The sequence below is a fragment of the Streptomyces sp. NPDC093510 genome (assembly GCF_040683555.1).
In the GTDB taxonomy this organism is placed as follows: domain Bacteria; phylum Actinomycetota; class Actinomycetes; order Streptomycetales; family Streptomycetaceae; genus Streptomyces.
In genome coordinates, this window is the sequence record NZ_JBFBEE010000008.1 from 24,143 (window position 1) to 40,471 (window position 16,329).

Annotated in this window: 16 protein-coding genes; 6 read left to right on the top strand and 10 right to left on the bottom strand. The window is 71.0% G+C overall.

Translation table 11 applies throughout. The features are described 5' to 3' along the window. Positions 1 to 71: 71 nt before the first annotated feature. Together argH and AB0N81_RS14410 are read right to left on the bottom strand one after the other, a co-directional pair. The gene (argH, locus tag AB0N81_RS14405) at positions 72 to 1,499 is read right to left on the bottom strand and encodes an argininosuccinate lyase (protein ID WP_365358131.1); all 1,428 of its coding nucleotides are present in this window, start codon (positions 1,497 to 1,499) and stop codon (positions 72 to 74) included. Positions 1,500 to 1,544: 45 nt separating this feature from the next. Then, the gene (locus AB0N81_RS14410) at positions 1,545 to 2,738 is read right to left on the bottom strand and encodes an argininosuccinate synthase (RefSeq protein ID WP_365358132.1); all 1,194 of its coding nucleotides are present in this window, start codon (positions 2,736 to 2,738) and stop codon (positions 1,545 to 1,547) included. Between the two features lie 241 nt (positions 2,739 to 2,979). Between AB0N81_RS14410 and AB0N81_RS14415 the strand changes: the two genes are divergently transcribed. After that, complete coding sequence (locus AB0N81_RS14415) at positions 2,980 to 3,963, top strand: bile acid:sodium symporter family protein (protein ID WP_365358133.1); 984 nt, start codon at positions 2,980 to 2,982, stop codon at positions 3,961 to 3,963. A 7-nt stretch (positions 3,964 to 3,970) separates the two neighbouring features. On the opposite strand, the gene AB0N81_RS14420 is transcribed toward AB0N81_RS14415, so the two are convergent. The 6 genes from AB0N81_RS14420 to AB0N81_RS14445 all read right to left on the bottom strand — a co-directional run bounded on the left by AB0N81_RS14420 (position 3,971) and on the right by AB0N81_RS14445 (position 9,838). Further along, entirely contained in the window at positions 3,971 to 4,516 is a 546-nt protein-coding gene (locus AB0N81_RS14420; protein WP_365358134.1) for an arginine repressor, read from the bottom strand. Between the two features lie 7 nt (positions 4,517 to 4,523). Next, positions 4,524 to 5,729, bottom strand: coding sequence for an acetylornithine transaminase (locus AB0N81_RS14425; RefSeq protein ID WP_365358135.1), 1,206 nt, complete (start codon positions 5,727 to 5,729; stop codon positions 4,524 to 4,526). Beyond that, on the bottom strand, positions 5,726 to 6,655 hold the full coding sequence (gene argB, locus AB0N81_RS14430) for an acetylglutamate kinase (protein ID WP_365358136.1): 930 nt from the start codon (positions 6,653 to 6,655) through the stop codon (positions 5,726 to 5,728). Before argB ends, AB0N81_RS14425 begins: the two co-directional genes overlap by 4 nt. Continuing rightward, entirely contained in the window at positions 6,652 to 7,803 is a 1,152-nt protein-coding gene (gene argJ, locus AB0N81_RS14435; RefSeq protein WP_365358137.1) for a bifunctional glutamate N-acetyltransferase/amino-acid acetyltransferase ArgJ, read from the bottom strand. The genes argB and argJ overlap by 4 nt, the downstream gene beginning before the upstream one ends. Then, entirely contained in the window at positions 7,800 to 8,828 is a 1,029-nt protein-coding gene (gene argC / locus AB0N81_RS14440) for an N-acetyl-gamma-glutamyl-phosphate reductase (protein ID WP_365358138.1), read from the bottom strand. Before argC ends, argJ begins: the two co-directional genes overlap by 4 nt. A 134-nt stretch (positions 8,829 to 8,962) precedes the next feature. Next, positions 8,963 to 9,838 (bottom strand): sigma-70 family RNA polymerase sigma factor, encoded by an 876-nt coding sequence (locus AB0N81_RS14445; protein WP_365358139.1) that lies wholly within the window; start codon positions 9,836 to 9,838, stop codon positions 8,963 to 8,965. A gap of 87 nt (positions 9,839 to 9,925) precedes the next feature. On the opposite strand from AB0N81_RS14445, the gene AB0N81_RS14450 reads away from it, so the two are divergent. The 3 genes from AB0N81_RS14450 (at position 9,926) to AB0N81_RS14460 (ending at position 11,968) form a co-directional block, all read left to right on the top strand. Next, positions 9,926 to 10,384: a carboxymuconolactone decarboxylase family protein gene (locus AB0N81_RS14450; RefSeq protein ID WP_365358140.1), complete on the top strand. Its 459-nt coding sequence runs from the start codon at positions 9,926 to 9,928 to the stop codon at positions 10,382 to 10,384. A 100-nt stretch (positions 10,385 to 10,484) separates the two neighbouring features. Further along, positions 10,485 to 10,958 (top strand): carboxymuconolactone decarboxylase family protein, encoded by a 474-nt coding sequence (locus AB0N81_RS14455; RefSeq protein WP_365358141.1) that lies wholly within the window; start codon positions 10,485 to 10,487, stop codon positions 10,956 to 10,958. A gap of 20 nt (positions 10,959 to 10,978) precedes the next feature. Then, a complete protein-coding gene (locus tag AB0N81_RS14460; protein ID WP_365358142.1) occupies positions 10,979 to 11,968 on the top strand; it encodes an RNA polymerase sigma-70 factor in 990 nt (329 codons plus the stop codon). A gap of 22 nt (positions 11,969 to 11,990) precedes the next feature. Here the strand turns inward: AB0N81_RS14460 and AB0N81_RS14465 are convergent, their stop codons facing one another. Continuing rightward, a complete protein-coding gene (locus tag AB0N81_RS14465) occupies positions 11,991 to 12,398 on the bottom strand; it encodes a DUF5997 family protein (protein WP_365358143.1) in 408 nt (135 codons plus the stop codon). A gap of 57 nt (positions 12,399 to 12,455) precedes the next feature. On the opposite strand from AB0N81_RS14465, the gene AB0N81_RS14470 reads away from it, so the two are divergent. After that, positions 12,456 to 13,226: a LysR family substrate-binding domain-containing protein gene (locus AB0N81_RS14470; protein WP_365358144.1), complete on the top strand. Its 771-nt coding sequence runs from the start codon at positions 12,456 to 12,458 to the stop codon at positions 13,224 to 13,226. 93 nt (positions 13,227 to 13,319) lie between these two features. Here the strand turns inward: AB0N81_RS14470 and AB0N81_RS14475 are convergent, their stop codons facing one another. After that, positions 13,320 to 15,539 carry an NADP-dependent isocitrate dehydrogenase gene (locus AB0N81_RS14475; RefSeq protein ID WP_365358145.1) on the bottom strand — a complete coding sequence of 740 codons (2,220 nt, stop codon included), beginning with the start codon at positions 15,537 to 15,539 and terminating at the stop codon, positions 13,320 to 13,322. A gap of 129 nt (positions 15,540 to 15,668) precedes the next feature. On the opposite strand from AB0N81_RS14475, the gene AB0N81_RS14480 reads away from it, so the two are divergent. Further along, entirely contained in the window at positions 15,669 to 16,289 is a 621-nt protein-coding gene (locus tag AB0N81_RS14480) for a TetR/AcrR family transcriptional regulator (protein ID WP_365358146.1), read from the top strand. Positions 16,290 to 16,329: the final 40 nt, after the last annotated feature.

Sequence of the window (16,329 nt, forward strand, 5' to 3'; positions counted from 1 at the left end):
GCTCCTCGTTGTAGGGGCGTTCCCCGTCAACGTAACCCGCGACGCCCCTGATGGCCCGCGACGCCCCTGCGTCACTTGCGTGCGCCCGCCCACTCCTTCTGCACCGACAGGTCCGCCTTGACGTCGGCGAGCTGGTCGGCGACGGCCGAGGGAGCGGTGCCGCCGCGGCCGTCGCGGGAGGCCAGCGCGCCCGGCACGTTCAGGACGGTGCGCACCTCGGGCGTGAGGTGCTCGGAGATCGTGGCGAACTGCTCGTCGGTGAGCTCGTCGAGCTCCTTGCCCTCGGCCTCGGCGACCTTCACGCACTCGCCCGCGACCTCGTGCGCGACACGGAACGGCACGCCCTGCTTGACCAGCCACTCGGCGATGTCGGTGGCGAGCGAGAAGCCGGCCGGGGCCAGCTCCTCCATGCGCTCGCGGTGGACGGTGAGCGTCGCCATCATGCCGGTGAAGGCGGGCAGCAGGATCTCCAGCTGGTCGCAGGAGTCGAAGACCGGCTCCTTGTCCTCCTGGAGGTCGCGGTTGTACGCGAGCGGCAGGGCCTTGAGCGTGGCCATCAGGCCCGTCAGATTGCCGATGAGGCGGCCCGACTTGCCCCGCGCCAGTTCGGCGATGTCCGGGTTCTTCTTCTGCGGCATGATCGACGAGCCGGTCGAGAAGGCGTCGTGGAGGGTGACGAAGGAGAACTCCTTCGTGTTCCAGATGATGACCTCCTCGGCGATGCGGGAGAGGTTCACGCCGATCATCGCGGTGATGAAGGCGAACTCCGCGACGAAGTCGCGCGAGGCCGTCCCGTCGATGGAGTTGGCGGACGAGCCGTGCTCGAAGCCGAGGTCCCGCGCGACCGCCTCCGGGTCGAGGCCGAGCGAGGACCCGGCCAGCGCGCCCGAACCGTACGGCGACACGGCCGTCCGGGAGTCCCACTGCCGCAGCCGCTCCGCGTCCCGGGACAGCGACTGGACGTGCGCCAGGACGTGGTGCGCGAAGAGGACCGGCTGGGCGTGCTGCAGATGCGTACGGCCCGGCATGGCGACGTCGGGGTGCGCCTCGGCCAGGCCGACGAGCGCGCCCTGGAGGTCGGCGAGCAGGCCGCCGAGAATTCGGGCATGGTCGCGCAGGTACATCCGGAAGAGGGTCGCCACCTGGTCGTTGCGGGACCGGCCGGCCCGCAGCTTGCCGCCGAGGTCGGGGCCGAGCCGCTCCAGCAGGCCCCGCTCCAGGGCGGTGTGGACGTCCTCGTCGGCGATGGTGCCGACGAATGAGCCGTCGGCCACGTCGGCCTCCAGGCGGTCGAGCCCGGCCAGCATGCCGGTCAGCTCGTCCTCGGTGAGCAGACCCGCCGTGTGGAGCACGCGCGCGTGGGCGCGGGAGCCGGCGATGTCGTACGGCGCCAGGCGCCAGTCGAAGTGGACCGATGCCGACAGCTTCGCCAGGGCCTCCGCGGGCCCGTCGGCGAACCGTCCGCCCCAGAGCCGGACGTCACCGTTGTTGCTGCTCACTGCACGTGCTCCTCAAGGCTGTTGCTGGTACGGCGGGCCGCGCGGCTACGCGAGGTCCCGCTTGGCGGCGATCTTCGACGAGAGGCCGAAGATCTCGATGAAGCCCTGCGCCTTGGACTGGTCGAACGTGTCGCCCGAGTCGTAGGTGGCGAGGTTGAAATCGTAGAGCGACTCACTGGACCTGCGCCCGGTGACGACGGCGCGGCCGCCGTGCAGGGTCATCCGGATGTCACCGGTGACGCACTGGTTCGCCTCGGCGATGAAGCCGTCGAGGGCCCGCTTGAGCGGTGAGAACCACAGCCCGTCGTAGACCAGTTCGCCCCAGCGCTGCTCGACCTGCCGCTTGTAACGCGCCAGTTCACGCTCGACGGTCACACTTTCGAGCTCTTGGTGGGCGGTGATGAGGGCGAGGGCGCCGGGCGCCTCGTACACCTCGCGGGACTTGATGCCGACGAGGCGGTCCTCGACCATGTCGATCCGGCCGATGCCCTGGGCGCCCGCACGTTCGTTCAGCTGCTGGATCGCCTGAAGGACGGTGACGGGCTCGCCGTCGACGGCGACCGGGACGCCCTCCTTGAAGGAGATGACGACCTCGTCGGCCTCGCGGGGCTCCGCCGGGTTCGCTGTGTACTCGTAGATGTCCTCGATCGGCGCGTTCCAGATGTCCTCCAGGAAGCCCGTCTCGACGGCCCGTCCGAAGACGTTCTGGTCGATGGAGTACGGCGACTTCTTGGACGTCGCGATCGGGAGCCGCTTCTCCTCGCAGAAGGCGATCGCCTTGTCCCGGGTCATCGCGTAGTCGCGGACGGGAGCGACGCACTTGAGCCCGGGGGCGAGGGCGACGATGCCGGCCTCGAAGCGCACCTGGTCGTTGCCCTTGCCGGTGCAGCCGTGGGCGACCGTGCCGGCTCCGTGCTTCTCGGCGGCGGCCACCAGGTGCTTGACGATCGTGGGCCGTGAGAGGGCGGAGACGAGCGGATAGCGGTCCATGTAGAGGGCGTTGGCCTTGATCGCCGGGAGGCAGTACTCCTCGGCGAACTCGTCCTTGGCATCGGCGACCTCGGCCTCCACGGCACCGCAGGCGAGTGCGCGCTTGCGGATGACGTCGAGGTCCTCGCCGCCCTGACCAACGTCGACGGCGACGGCGATGACCTCGGCGCCGGTCTCCTCGGCGATCCAGCCGATGGCGACGGATGTGTCCAGGCCGCCCGAGTAGGCGAGTACGACGCGCTCGGTCACGGGGCCCTCCTTGCGGTGCGTTCATGCGCTGCCCTGCGTTATGCATGAGTATGCAGTGCTCCGTATGTTTCGTCAATCAAGGGCGTCACCCCCGAGCGGCTCGGGGAAGCGTGGGTCGTCGTCGACGGGCTCCCGGGACTGCCGCCGCCCCTGCCGCCCTCCGTGCAGCGATCACCTCGTGTAGGGACCACATATCGAGACGGGGTTGCACACGCACACGGGCGGGGCGTTGCATCGCGGCGTGCAATCCGAACAGACGAACACCGGCTCGGCCGTCGGCGGGACGGGCGCGGCCGACAAGGCCGCCCGCCGCGCCGTCACCGTCTTTCCCGTCCTCGTGCTGGCCGCGGGCGCGCTCGGCCTCGCCCTGCCGGACGCCTTCGAAGGCTGGGGAACGAACGTCCCGTACCTGCTGGGTGTGGTGATGTTCTGCATGGGGCTCACCATGACCCCGCTGGACTTCCGGGGCGTCGTCAAGCGGCCCTGGGCGGTCGCGCTCGGACTCGTCGCCCACTACGTCATCATGCCGGGGCTCGGCTGGCTGATCGCCCACGCGCTCGGCCTGTCACCGCAGTTGGCGGCCGGCGTGATCCTCGTGGGCTGCGCGCCGAGCGGCACGGCGTCGAACGTGGTGACCTACCTCGCGCGCGGCGACGTGGCCCTGTCCGTGTCGGTCGCCACCGTCTCGACGGTCCTCGCCCCGCTCGTCACCCCGCCGCTGACGCTGCTGCTCGCGGGCGAGTACCTGCCCGTCGACGCGGGTTCGATGGTGACGGACATCCTGAAGACCGTGCTGCTCCCGGTGATCGCGGGCCTTGTCGTACGCCTGCTCTTCGGGCGGTACGTCGACAGGGTGCTCGGCGCGCTGCCGTGGCTCTCCGCGCTGACCATCGCCGCCATCGTGGCGATCGTCGTCGCGGGCAGCGCCGCGGCCATCAAGTCGGCCGCGGCACTGGTGTTCCTCGCGGTGTTCCTGCACAACGGGCTCGGTCTCGCGCTCGGTTACGGCGCGGGCAAGCTGGCGCGGCTCGGCCCGCCCGCCTCCCGGGCGATGGCGTTCGAGGTGGGCATGCAGAACTCGGGCCTGGCAGCGTCCCTGGCCACGGCCCACTTCAGCCCCCTCGCCGCCCTGCCGGCGGCGGTGTTCTCCGTGTGGCACAACGTGTCGGGGGCTTTGGTGGCGGCGTGGATGGCTCATCGGGCGCGGAGCGCCGAACGGGCGTGAACGGTACCTAGTGTTCGTTGGAGGCCAGGCGCAGCAAGTGGTCCGCCAGTGCCTGGCCGCCCGACGGCTCCCTGCTGATCAGCATCAGCGTGTCGTCGCCCGCGATCGTGCCGAGGACGTCGTGCAGTTCGGCCTGGTCGATCGCGGACGCGAGGAACTGGGCCGCGCCCGGCGGGGTGCGCAGCACGACGAGGTTGGCCGAGGCCTCCGCGGAGATCAGCAGCTCCGCGGAGAGGCGCCGCATCCGCTCCTCCTTGGCCGACTCCCCGAGCGGCGCGCGCGGGGTGCGGAAACCGCCCTCGCTCGGCACCGCGTAGATCAGGTCGCCCTCGGCGTTGCGGATCTTCACCGCGTTCAGCTCGTCCAGGTCCCGGGAGAGCGTCGCCTGGGTGACGGTCAGGCCGTCGTCGGAGAGCAGCTTCGCCAGCTGGCTCTGGGAGCGCACCGGCTGCCGGTTGAGGATGTCCACGATCCGGCGGTGGCGTGCGGTGCGGGTCTGCGGCACGGCGGGACCCGCGTGGTCGCCGTGCTCGTTGCCTTGCGCCTGGCTCATCGTCGTCTCATTCTCCGGATCGTCCGTCCCCGTCGGCTTCAAGAGCCCTGCCCAGGATGCCGGGGAGTGCCTCGAGGAACGCGTCCACCTCGTCGTCGCGCACGTTCAGCGGCGGCATCAGCCGTACGACATCGGGGGCGGGCGCGTTCACGAGGAAGCCGGCGTCCTGAGCCACCTGCTGCGCCCGCGGCGCGAGCGGCTCGGTGAGCACGATACCCAGCAGCAGGCCCGCGCCCCTGACATGGCGTACCAGCGGGTGTCCCAGTGACTCGATTCCGTCGCGCAGCCTTTCGCCCGCGCGCTTCGTGTTCTCCAGGAGTCCCTCGGCCTCGATGGTGTCGAGCACGGCGAGGCCCGCGGCGCACGCGACGGGGTTCCCGCCGAACGTCGTGCCGTGGTGACCGGGCCCGAAGAGTCCGGCCGCGGCGCCGAACGCGACGGTCGCGCCGAGCGGCAGCCCGCCGCCCAGACCCTTCGCGAGCGTGACGACATCGGGCTGCACGCCGTCGTGCGCCAGGTACTCGAACCAGTGGCCGGTGCGACCGATTCCGGTCTGCACCTCGTCGAGGACGAGGAGCGTCCCGGTGGCCTCGGTGATCTCCCGGGCCGCCTTGAGGTAGCCGGCGGGCGGTACGACGACGCCGTTCTCGCCCTGGATCGGCTCGATGATGACGAAGGCGGTGTCGGTGGTGACGGCCGCGCGGAGGGCCTCCACGTCGCCGTACGGGACGTGCGTGACGTCTCCGGGAAGCGGTACGAACGGCTCCTGCTTGCCGGGCTGTCCGGTGAGGGCGAGCGCGCCCATCGTCCTGCCGTGGAAGCCGCCCTGGGTGGCGACCATGTGCGGGCGGCCGGTCAGCCGGCCGAGCTTGAACGCGCCCTCGTTCGCCTCGGCGCCGGAGTTGCAGAAGTACACCCGGCCTTCGCGTCCGAAGAGCCCCAGCAGCTTTTCGGCGAGCGCGACGGGCGGTTCGGCGACGAAGAGGTTCGAGACGTGGCCGAGCGAACCGATCTGGGTGCTCACGGCCTCGACGAGCGCCGGGTGGGCGTGGCCGAGGGCGTTGACCGCGATGCCCCCGACGAAGTCGAGGTACTCCTTGCCGTCGGCGTCCCACAGCTTGGTGCCCGCGCCGCGCACGAGGGGCAGCCGGGGCGTGCCGTAGTTGTCCATGAGCGCGCCCTGCCAGCGCGCGGTCAGCTCCTGGTTGCTCATGACTCCCCCTTCGCGTCGGTGGTGCTGTCGTCCTGGTCGGGCACGACCATTGTGCCGATGCCCTCGTCGGTGAAGATCTCCAGCAGGATCGAGTGCTGGACGCGTCCGTCGATCACGCGGGCCGTCTCGACGCCGTTGCGCACCGCGTGCAGACAGCCCTCCATCTTCGGGACCATGCCGCTGGCCAGCTCCGGCAGGAGCTTCTCCAGTTCCTGCGCGGTGAGGCGGCTGATGACCTCGTCGCTGTCCGGCCAGTCCTCGTAGAGGCCCTCGACGTCGGTGAGGACCATCAGGGTCTCGGCATCAAGCGCCGCAGCGAGTGCCGCAGCCGCCGTATCAGCATTGACGTTGTAGACATGGTGATCGTCCTGGGAACGGGCGATGGAGGAGACGACCGGGATGCGGCCGTCGGCGAGGAGCGCCTCGATGGCGCCCGTGTCGATCTCGGTGATCTGGCCGACCCGGCCGATGTCGACCAGTTCGCCCTCGATGCGGGGCCGGTGCTTGGTGGCGGTGATGGTGTGGGCGTCCTCGCCGGTGAGGCCGACGGCGAGCGGGCCGTGCTGGTTGAGCAGGCCGACGAGCTCACGCTGCACCTGTCCGGCGAGCACCATGCGTACGACGTCCATGGCGTCCTCGGTGGTGACGCGCAGGCCCGCCTTGAACTCGCTGACGATGCCGTGCCGGTCGAGGGCCCTGCTGATCTGCGGGCCCCCGCCGTGCACGACGACGGGCTTGAGGCCCGCGTGGTGCAGGAAGACGACGTCCTGGGCGAAGGCGGCCTTCAGCTCCTCGTCGACCATGGCGTTGCCGCCGAACTTGATGACGACGGTCTTGCCGCGGTGCCGGGTCAGCCAGGGCAGCGCCTCGATGAGGGTCTGGGCCTTGGGGAGCGCGGTGTGTTTGCGCGCGGTGGGAGTGCTCATGAGCTGTACGCGCTGTTCTCGTGGACGTAGTCCGCGGTGAGGTCGTTGGTCCAGATCGTCGCGGTCTCGGTGCCGGCCGCGAGGTCGGCGGTGATGACGACCTCCCGGTAGCGCATGTCGACGAGCTCGCGGTCCTCGCCGACGGAGCCGTTCTTGCAGACCCAGACGCCGTTGATGGCGACGTTCAGCCGGTTCGGGTCGAAGGCGGCGGAGGTGGTGCCGATGGCGGAGAGGACCCGGCCCCAGTTGGGGTCCTCTCCGTGCAGGGCGCACTTGAGGAGGTTGTTGCGGGCGATGGAGCGGCCCACCTCGACGGCGTCGGCCTCGTCGGCGGCGTTGACGACGTCGACCCTGATGTCCTTGCTCGCGCCCTCGGCGTCGCCGATGAGCTGGCGTCCGAGGTCGGCGCAGACCTCGCGGACGGCCTCGGCGAACTCGGCGTACTCCGGGGTGACTTCGGCGGCGCCCGAGGCGAGCAGCAGCACCGTGTCGTTGGTCGACATGCAGCCGTCGGAGTCGACGCGGTCGAAGGTGAGCCGGGTGGCGTCGCGCAGCGCGCGGTCCAGGACGTCGGCTCCGAGGTCGGCGTCCGTGGTGAGCACGACGAGCATCGTGGCGAGGCCGGGGGCGAGCATGCCCGCGCCCTTGGCCATGCCGCCGACGGTCCAACCGTCCTTGGTGACCACGGACGTCTTGTGCACGCTGTCGGTGGTCTTGATGGCGATGGCGGCCTTCTCGCCGCCGTGCGCGGAGAGTTCACCGGCGGCCTTCTCGACACCGGGCAGCAGCTTGTCCATGGGGAGGGTGACGCCGATGAGTCCGGTCGACGCGACGGCGACCTCGCCCGCGTTCAGGGACAGCACGTCGGCCACCTTCTCGGCGGTGGCGTGCGTGTCCTGGAAGCCCTGAGATCCCGTGCAGGCGTTGGCGCCACCGGAGTTGAGGACGACGGCGGAGACGAGCCCGCCCTTGAGGACCTGCTCCGACCAGAGGACGGGGGCGGCCTTGACGCGGTTGGAGGTGAAGACGCCCGCGGCGGCCAGGCGGGGCCCGGTGTTGACCACGAGGGCCAGGTCCGGGTTGCCGTTCTCCTTGATGCCGGCGGCGATGCCCGCCGCCGTGAATCCCTTGGCTGCCGTCACACTCACGGCGCGACTCCGATCGTAGTGAGCCCGGTGGCCTCGTCGAGGCCGAGGGCGATGTTCATGCTCTGCAGGGCGCCGCCCGCGGTGCCCTTGGTCAGGTTGTCGACGGCGCTGATCACGATCACGCGCCCGGCCGCCTCGTCGTACGCGACCTGGATCTGCACGGCGTTCGAGCCGTACACGGAGGCGGTGGCGGGCCACTGCCCCTCGGGGAGCAGCCGCACGAACGGCTCGTCGGCGAACGCCTTCGCGTACGCGTCCCGTACGGACTCGGCGGTGACGCCCGCCTTGGCCCTCGCGCTGCACGTGGCGAGGATGCCGCGGGGCATCGGGGCGAGGGTCGGTGTGAAGGAGACGGTGACGGGGCCGCCCGCGGCGGAGCTCAGGTTCTGGATCATCTCGGGCGTGTGCCGGTGCGCTCCCCCGACCCCGTACGGGGACATGTTGCCCATGACCTCCGAGCCGAGGAGGTGCGGCTTGGCGGCCTTGCCCGCGCCGGAGGTGCCGGACGCGGCGACGATCACCGCCTCCGGCTCGACGAGGTCCGCCGCGTACGCGGGGAAGAGTGCGAGCGAGACGGCCGTGGGGTAGCAGCCGGGCACGGCGATGCGCTTGGCGCCCGCCAACGCGGCGCGGCCGCCCGGCAGTTCGGGCAGGCCGTAGGGCCAGGTGCCGGCGTGCGGGCTCCCGTAGAATTTCTCCCAGTCCCCCGCGTCCCTCAACCGGAAGTCCGCGCCCATGTCGACGACGAGGGCGTCGGGCCCGAGCCGCTCGGCGACGGCGGCGGACTGCCCGTGGGGCAGGGCGAGGAAGACGACGTCGTGGCCGTCGAGGACCTCCGCGGTGGTCGGCTCCAGGACCCGGTCGGCGAGCGGCAGCAGATGCGGCTGCAGTGCGCCGAGGCGCTGGCCCGCGTTCGAGTTGCCGGTGAGGGCGCCGATCTCGACCCCGGGGTGACCGAGCAGCAGCCGCAGCAGTTCGCCGCCCGCGTACCCACTCGCTCCTGCCACCGCTGCGCGTACCCTCATGGAACCCTCCTCTTGGATGGCATGACTATACGTTCCATCGCAGTTTTATGCAACGCACGTCTGCAACGCGCGGCTGCGGCGACCGGGACGGGTACGCCGGGAGCCGCCGGTCGCCGGGGCGAGGGGTCACCAGGTCACACCGGGTCCGGAAGGGCCATGAGCGCGAGTTCCGCCGGGTCGACCACAGCGGTGATCTCCGTGATGCGGCCGGCGGCGACGGTGAAGGCGAGGAGGGCGAGGGGGGTGCCGTCCTCGCTCCAGGAGATGACGCCCGGGCGGCCGTTGACGGTCGCCGCGTGTCCTCGTGCCGCGCTGCCGGCCAGCCGCGCACGGCCGGCGACCTCCGTGGCCCCGATGGTGACGAACCGGCCGTTCGGGGTGTGGACGGTGAACTCCACTTCGGGGTGGAGAACCTCGAGGAGCTGCTCGAACCGCCCCTCTCCGGCCGCCGCCAGGAAGGCCCGCACCACTTCGCGCTGTTGCCGCCCGCCGTCCGTCGACTGCCGGGCGCCCCGCACCTTCCTGCGGGCGCGGCTGGTGAGCATCTTGGTCGCGTCGGCGGACTTGCCGAGGATGGTGCCGATCTCCCCGTGGGGCACGGCGAACACGTCGTGCAGCACGAACGCCAGGCGTTCGTCCGGGCGCAGCGAGTCGAGGACCGTGAGCAGCGCGAGCCCGACGGAGTCCCCGAGCGCCACGAGCTCTTCCGGGGCGGGAGAGTCGTCGAGCGTCACGGTGTATTCGGGCAGCCGGTCGTCGAGGGAGACCTCCGGGCGGGTCCGGCCCGACCGCAGGACGTCGAGGCTGAGGCGGCCGACCACGGTCGTCAGCCAGCCGCCGAGGTTGTCGATGGTGCCGGCGTCCTGGCGGGAGAGGCGCAGCCACGCCTCTTGGACCACGTCCTCCGCGTCGGCGTGCGACCCGAGCACGCGGTGGGCGACGGCCCGGAGCCGGTCGCGGTGGGACTCGAAGACGTCGGCGATCGAAGGTGTGGGATCGGTGCCCGGCATGTCTGTTACCTCTCTGGAAGCTGCTCCGTCATAGGGGTGACGGGCACGAGCCCCGCAACGTAACCCGATGAAGGAGAGCACTCGCAGATGGAAAACCGTCTCAAGAACAAGAACACGGACAACCCCGACCTGTGGACCGCGATCAAGCATCTTCACAAGGCGATCGGCGCCGGGGGCGTCGACCCGAAGCTGCTGACGCTGGTCCACCTGCGCGCCAGCCAGATCAACGGCTGCTCGGCGTGCGTCTACGCGAGCGTCACCGGAGGGCGGAAGGCCGGCGAGACCGACGAGCGGCTGCACAGCGTGGTGGCGTGGCGCGAGGCGCCGTTCTTCACCGACGCGGAGCGCGCGGCGCTGGCGCTGGCCGAGGGCGCCACCCGGCTTCAGGACGGCGCGGAGGGCGTCTCCGACAAGATCTGGGACGAGGTCAATGTTCATTTCACCGAGGAGCAGATCGGCGCGCTCAGCCTGGAGATCGCGCTGACCAACTTCTTCAACCGGCTCAACCGCACGGTCAAGGAACCGGCGGGCCAGACCTGGGGCTGAGCCGGGCGGGCGTGACGCAGCGCACATCGGGCCGTGTCACAGGGGGCCGGGCTACCTCGTCTCAGGGGTCGTAAGGCACTGACGACCGCGGAGGAACACCATGGACGCGCGACTGAACTACATGACCCAGCCGAACGCCGGCAAGGCGATGAAGTACTTCCTGTCGGGCGTCAAGGCTCTCCAGGAGACGTCGCTGCCGTCGGCGACCCAGGAGCTGGTGGCCCTTCGCGTCAGCCAGATCAACGGCTGCGCGGGCTGCATCGACATGCACACCAAGGAAGCCGCCGCCGCGGGCGAGAGCGCGCTGCGGCTGCACTTGGTGGCCGCGTGGCGGGAGGCCACCGTCTTCACCGAGGCCGAGCGTGCCGCGCTGGAGCTGGCCGAGGAGGGGACCCGGGTCGCCGACGCGGCCGGCGGGGTCCGCGACGAGGTGTGGGCGCGTGCCGCCGAGCACTATGACGAGGAGGAACTGACCGCGCTGGTGGTGCACATCTCCTTCATGAATATGGTGAACCGGCTGAACATCATCACTCAGCAGCCGGCGGGCGACTACGAGCCCGGGCGCATGCACTGACATCAGGTACGGGGGCCCGCATGAGCAAGGTCGAGGAGTTCGAGGAGCTGCGTCCGCTGCTGTTCTCGATCGCCTATCGCATTCTCGGCAGCGTGAGTGAGGCCGAGGACGCGGTGCAGGAGACGTGGCTGCGGTTCGCCGCCACGACCACCCTGCCCACGTCGACCAAGGCGTATCTGTCGGCGGCGGTGACGCGGATCTCGATCGACGTCCTGCGTTCCGCGCGGGTGCGGCGCGAGCAGTACGTGGGCCCGTGGTTCCCGGAGCCGCTGCTGAACGACCCGTACCAGGATCCGGAGCGGTCGGTGGAGCTGGCCGAATCGGTGTCGGTGGCGGCGCTCCTGCTCCTGGAGCGCCTCAGCCCGCTGGAACGGGCCGTGTTCGTGCTGCGGCAGGTGTTCGGCTTCGGCTTCGACGAGGTCGCCGAGGCGGTGGAGCGGTCGGAGGCGGCGTGCCGGCAGCTGCTTGTGCGGGCGCGGCGGCACATGGAGGCGGGGCAGCCGCGCTTCGAGGCGGCCCGCAAGGAGCGCGAGGAGCTGGCGTCGCGGTTCTTCGACGCCCTCTCCGAAGGGGACGTCGCGGGCCTGCGGGAGCTGCTCGCCGCCGACGTGTCGATGGCCGGTGACGGCGGCGGCAAGGGCCCGCAGCTCTCCAGGTCGGTCATCGGCGCCGCGAAGGTGGCGCAGCTGCTCGCCGCCAGCTTCCCCGCGATGACCGCGACCGGCGTGACGTTCGAGGCGCACGAGCTCAACGGCGGGCCGGGCGCGGTCTTCCGCGCCCGGGACGGCAAGGTGCTCCACACGCTGGCGCTCGACGTGGCCGACGGACGCGTCCACGCCATCCGCCTGGTGATCAACCCCGACAAGCTCGGGCATCTGGGTCCCGTGGCGGACGCGTGGGCCGTCGACCGCGAGACGCGGCAGCTGATGCGGGACAGGAACCGGCAGCGCACGCGCCGCGAGCCCGCAGGCCAGGCGCCGATCCCGGCGCCCACCAGACCCTCAACCTGACCAGCCACCTAACAAAGTCCTACTAGTCCTCCGCGCGTGCGGCGCGCTGCTCCGCCTGCTCTGCCTGCTTCTCCTTGATCCGCACCGTCTCCTTGCGCACCTCAGCCTGGGTGGCGCGCTCCTGGCGCAGCCAGCCGGGCTGCTCCTCCTTCAGCGCGTCGATCTGCTCGGTGGTGAGCGCCTCGGTCACGCCGCCGCGCGCGAGGCCCGCGATGGAGACACCGAGCTTGGCCGCGACGACGGGGCGGGGGTGCGGGCCGTTGCGCCGCAGTTCCTGGAGCCACTCGGGCGGGTCGGCCTGCAGCGCGTTCAGCTCGCTGCGCGAGACGACACCCTCCTGGAACTCGGCGGGTGTGGCCTGGAGGTACACACCCAGCTTCTTCGCCGCGGTCGCGGGCTTCATGGTCTGGGTGGTCTGGTGCGACGTCATGGGTCCAGGGTATCGAGCGTGTGCGCTACTCCTGACCACGCCGGGTAGCCTGGCGAGGTGACAGGCTCGGAAGTACCCCCGTCGTTCCGGCTCGCCTACGTCCCCGGAGTGACGCCCGCCAAATGGGTGCGGATCTGGAACGAGCGACTGCCCGACATCCCGCTGACCCTCCTCCCGGTGTCCGCCGCCGAGGCGCCCGGCGTGCTGCGGACGGGCGGCGCGGACGCCGGTTTCGTACGGCTCCCCATCGACCGTACGGATCTCAGCGCGATCCCCCTCTACACCGAGACGACGGTCGTCATGGTCCCCAAGGACCACATCGTCGCGGCGGTCGAGGAGGTGTCCCCCGATGATCTCGCCGACGAGGTGGTGTTCCACCCGCTCGACGAGACCCTGGACTGGGAGACGCGGCCCGGCCTGCCCGCGTACGAGCGTCCGGCGACGACCGCGGACGCCGTCGACCTGGTCGCGGCGGGCGTGGGCCTTCTCGTCGTACCGCAGTCGCTGGCCCGTCTGCACCACCGCAAGGACCTCACCTACCGCGCGGTGACGGGCGCCCCCGAGTCGCGCGTGGCCCTGTCGTGGCCGGAGGACGCGACCACCGACATGGTGGAGGACTTCATCGGGATCGTCCGCGGCCGTACGGTGAACAGCTCGCGGGGCCGCGCGCAGACCCCGGCGAAGGACAAGGCTCCGGCCAAGGCCGCCGCGCAGCCGAAGCGGAAGCCCGCGGCCGACAAGGGGCGCCGCGGGGCGCCCGCCCGGCAGGCGAAGGGCAGCAAGCCCGCCAAGCCCGCCAAGCGCGGCAAGCCCCGGCGCCACTCGTAACGCACAGCTCGTAGCGCACAGCTCGTAGCGCACAGCAGGAGGGGCCTCCCGCCACATGGCGGGAGGCCCCTTCTTCACTACTGCGTGCGAGCGTCAGCCCAGGATGGAGAGTGCCTGGTTGAGCGTCGCGGACGGGCGCATGACCGCGGAGGCCTTGGCCACGTCCGGCTGGTAGTAGCCGCCGATGTCGGCCGGGGAGCCCTGCACCGCGACGAGCTCGTCGACGATGGTCTGCTCCTGCTCGGCCAGCGTCTTGGCCAGGGCCGCGAACGCCTCCGCGAGCTGCGCGTCCTCGGTCTGCTTGGCCAGCTCCTGCGCCCAGTACAGGGCGAGGTAGAAGTGGCTGCCGCGGTTGTCGATGCCACCGAGGCGGCGGCTCGGCGACTTGTCGTTCTCCAGGAACGTGGCCGTGGCGCGGTCCAGGGTGTCGGCGAGGATCTGGGCGCGCGCGTTGCCCGTCGTGGTGGCGAGGTGCTCGAAGCTGACCGCGAGGGCGAGGAACTCGCCGAGGCTGTCCCAGCGCAGGTAGTTCTCCTTGACCAGCTGCTGGACGTGCTTCGGGGCGGAGCCGCCGGCGCCCGTCTCGAAGAGGCCGCCGCCGTTCATCAGCGGGACGACCGACAGCATCTTGGCGCTGGTGCCCAGCTCCAGGATCGGGAACAGGTCGGTGAGGTAGTCGCGCAGGACGTTGCCGGTGACGGAGATGGTGTCCTCGCCGCGGCGGATGCGCTCCAGGGAGAACGCGGTCGCCTCGACCGGGGACATGATGCGGATGTCCAGGCCCTCGGTGTCGTGGTCGGCGAGGTACTGCTTCACCTTGCCGATGAGCACGGCGTCGTGGGCGCGGGTCTCGTCCAGCCAGAACACGGCCGGGTTGCCGGTGGCGCGGGCGCGGGTGACGGCGAGCTTGACCCAGTCCTGGATCGGCGCGTCCTTGGTCTGGCACATGCGGAAGATGTCGCCGGCGGCGACGGCCTGCTCCAGGACGACGTTGCCCGCGCCGTCGAGAACCCGCACGTTGCCCGTGGTCTGAATCTCGAAGGTCTTGTCGTGGCTGCCGTACTCCTCGGCCTTCTGCGCCATGAGGCCGACGTTCGGGACGGAGCCCATCGTCGACGGGTCGTAGGCGCCGTTGGCGCGGCAGTCGTCGATGACGACCTGGTAGATGCCCGCGTAGCTGCTGTCGGGGAGGACCGCGAGGGTGTCGTGCTCCTCGCCGTCGGGGCCCCACATGTGGCCGGAGGTGCGGATCATGGCCGGCATGGAGGCGTCGACGATCACGTCGCTCGGGACGTGCAGGTTGGAGATGCCCTTGTCGGAGTCGACCATGGCCAGCTCCGGGCCCTCGGCCAGCTCGGCCTCGAAGGACGCCTTGATCTGCGCGCCCTCGGGCAGCGAGTCCAGGCCCTTGAAGATGCCGCCCAGGCCGTCGTTCGGGGTCAGGCCCGCGGCGGCGAGGGTCTCGCCGTGCGCGGCGAAGGTCTTCGGGAAGAAGGCGCGGACCACGTGGCCGAAGACGATCGGGTCGGAGACCTTCATCATCGTGGCCTTGAGGTGCACGGAGAACAGCACGCCCTGCGACTTGGCGCGGGCGACCTGCTGCTTGAGGAACTCGCGCAGCGCGGCGACGCGCATGACGGAGGCGTCGACGACCTCGCCCGCGAGGACCGGTACGGACTCGCGCAGGACGGTGGTGGAGCCGTCGTCACCGGTGAGCTCGATGCGCAGCGAACCGGCCTCGGTGAGCACCGCGGACTTCTCGGTGGAGCGGAAGTCGTTCTCGCCCATGGTGGCGACGTTCGTCTTCGAGTCGGCCGTCCAGGCACCCATGCGGTGCGGGTGGGCCTTGGCGTAGTTCTTGACCGACGCGGGGGCGCGGCGGTCGGAGTTGCCCTCGCGCAGGACCGGGTTGACGGCGCTGCCCTTGACCTTGTCGTAGCGGGCGCGGATGTCGCGCTCCTCGTCGGTCTTCGGGTCGTCCGGGTAGTCGGGGAGCGCGTAGCCCTGGCCCTGCAGCTCGTCGATCGCGGCCTTCAGCTGCGGGATGGACGCCGAGATGTTCGGCAGCTTGATGATGTTGGCCCCGGGCGTCTTGGCCAGCTCGCCGAGCTCGGCGAGGGCGTCGGAGATGCGCTGGCTCTCCTCCAGACGCTCGGGGAAGCTCGCGATGATGCGCCCCGCGAGCGAGATGTCGCGGGTCTCCACGCCGACACCGGCCGTCGAGGCGTAGGCCTGGACCACCGGCAAGAACGAATGGGTCGCCAGGGCCGGGGCCTCGTCAGTGTGGGTGTAGATGATGGTCGAGTCAGTCACCGGGTGCTCCGCTCCGCGTCTGCAACATTGCTCGACATCAAGATATCTCCTCCCTCCCCCCGTACGGACAGGGCCCTAAGGACCCCAATCTTGGTAGACACTGTCTACGCGGTGAGGTAGACAGTGTCTATGGACGAACGTGACGCCGGGCTGCGGGCCCGGCTGGTGGATGTCGGCGTCGAACTGGTCGAGGCCGAGGGGGTGCAGGCGCTGACCCTGCGGGAGATCGCCCGCAGGGCGGGGGTCTCGCACGGAGCTCCCCGGCGCCACTTCCCCACGCATGTGGCGCTGCTCTCGGCGATCGCACGGCGCGGCTTCGCGGAGCTGGCGGCCGAGGCGGGGCGGGCGGTGGGCCGCGGCGGTGAGGACGCCGGTGAGGGCGTCGGCGCGGAAGGCCCTTTGGACGCTCGTACGCAGCTCAGGGGCCTGAGCCGCGCCTACCTCGACTTCGCGGTGACCCACCGCGGGATGTTCGAGCTGATGTTCCGCCACGACCTGCTGGAGAGCGATCAGCTCGGCCTGCGCGAGACGAGCCTGCCGCTCTTCGACGTCCTGGTCGGCCTGGTCGCCGAGGCCCGTCCCGCGTCCGGCCCCGGAGCGCGGGTCGTCGCGGGCGCGCTCTGGGCGAACCTGCACGGCATCGCGCAGCTGTGGGGGTGGGGCAGCCTGCGCCTCGCGACGGGCGCCGAGGACGTGGACGCGCTGCTCGACGCGGCGCTCGAAGCGCATCTCGGACCGGAGGGCGCATGACTCCGGGACGGGCCGGCCCGCGTACGACCGGACCGGCGGC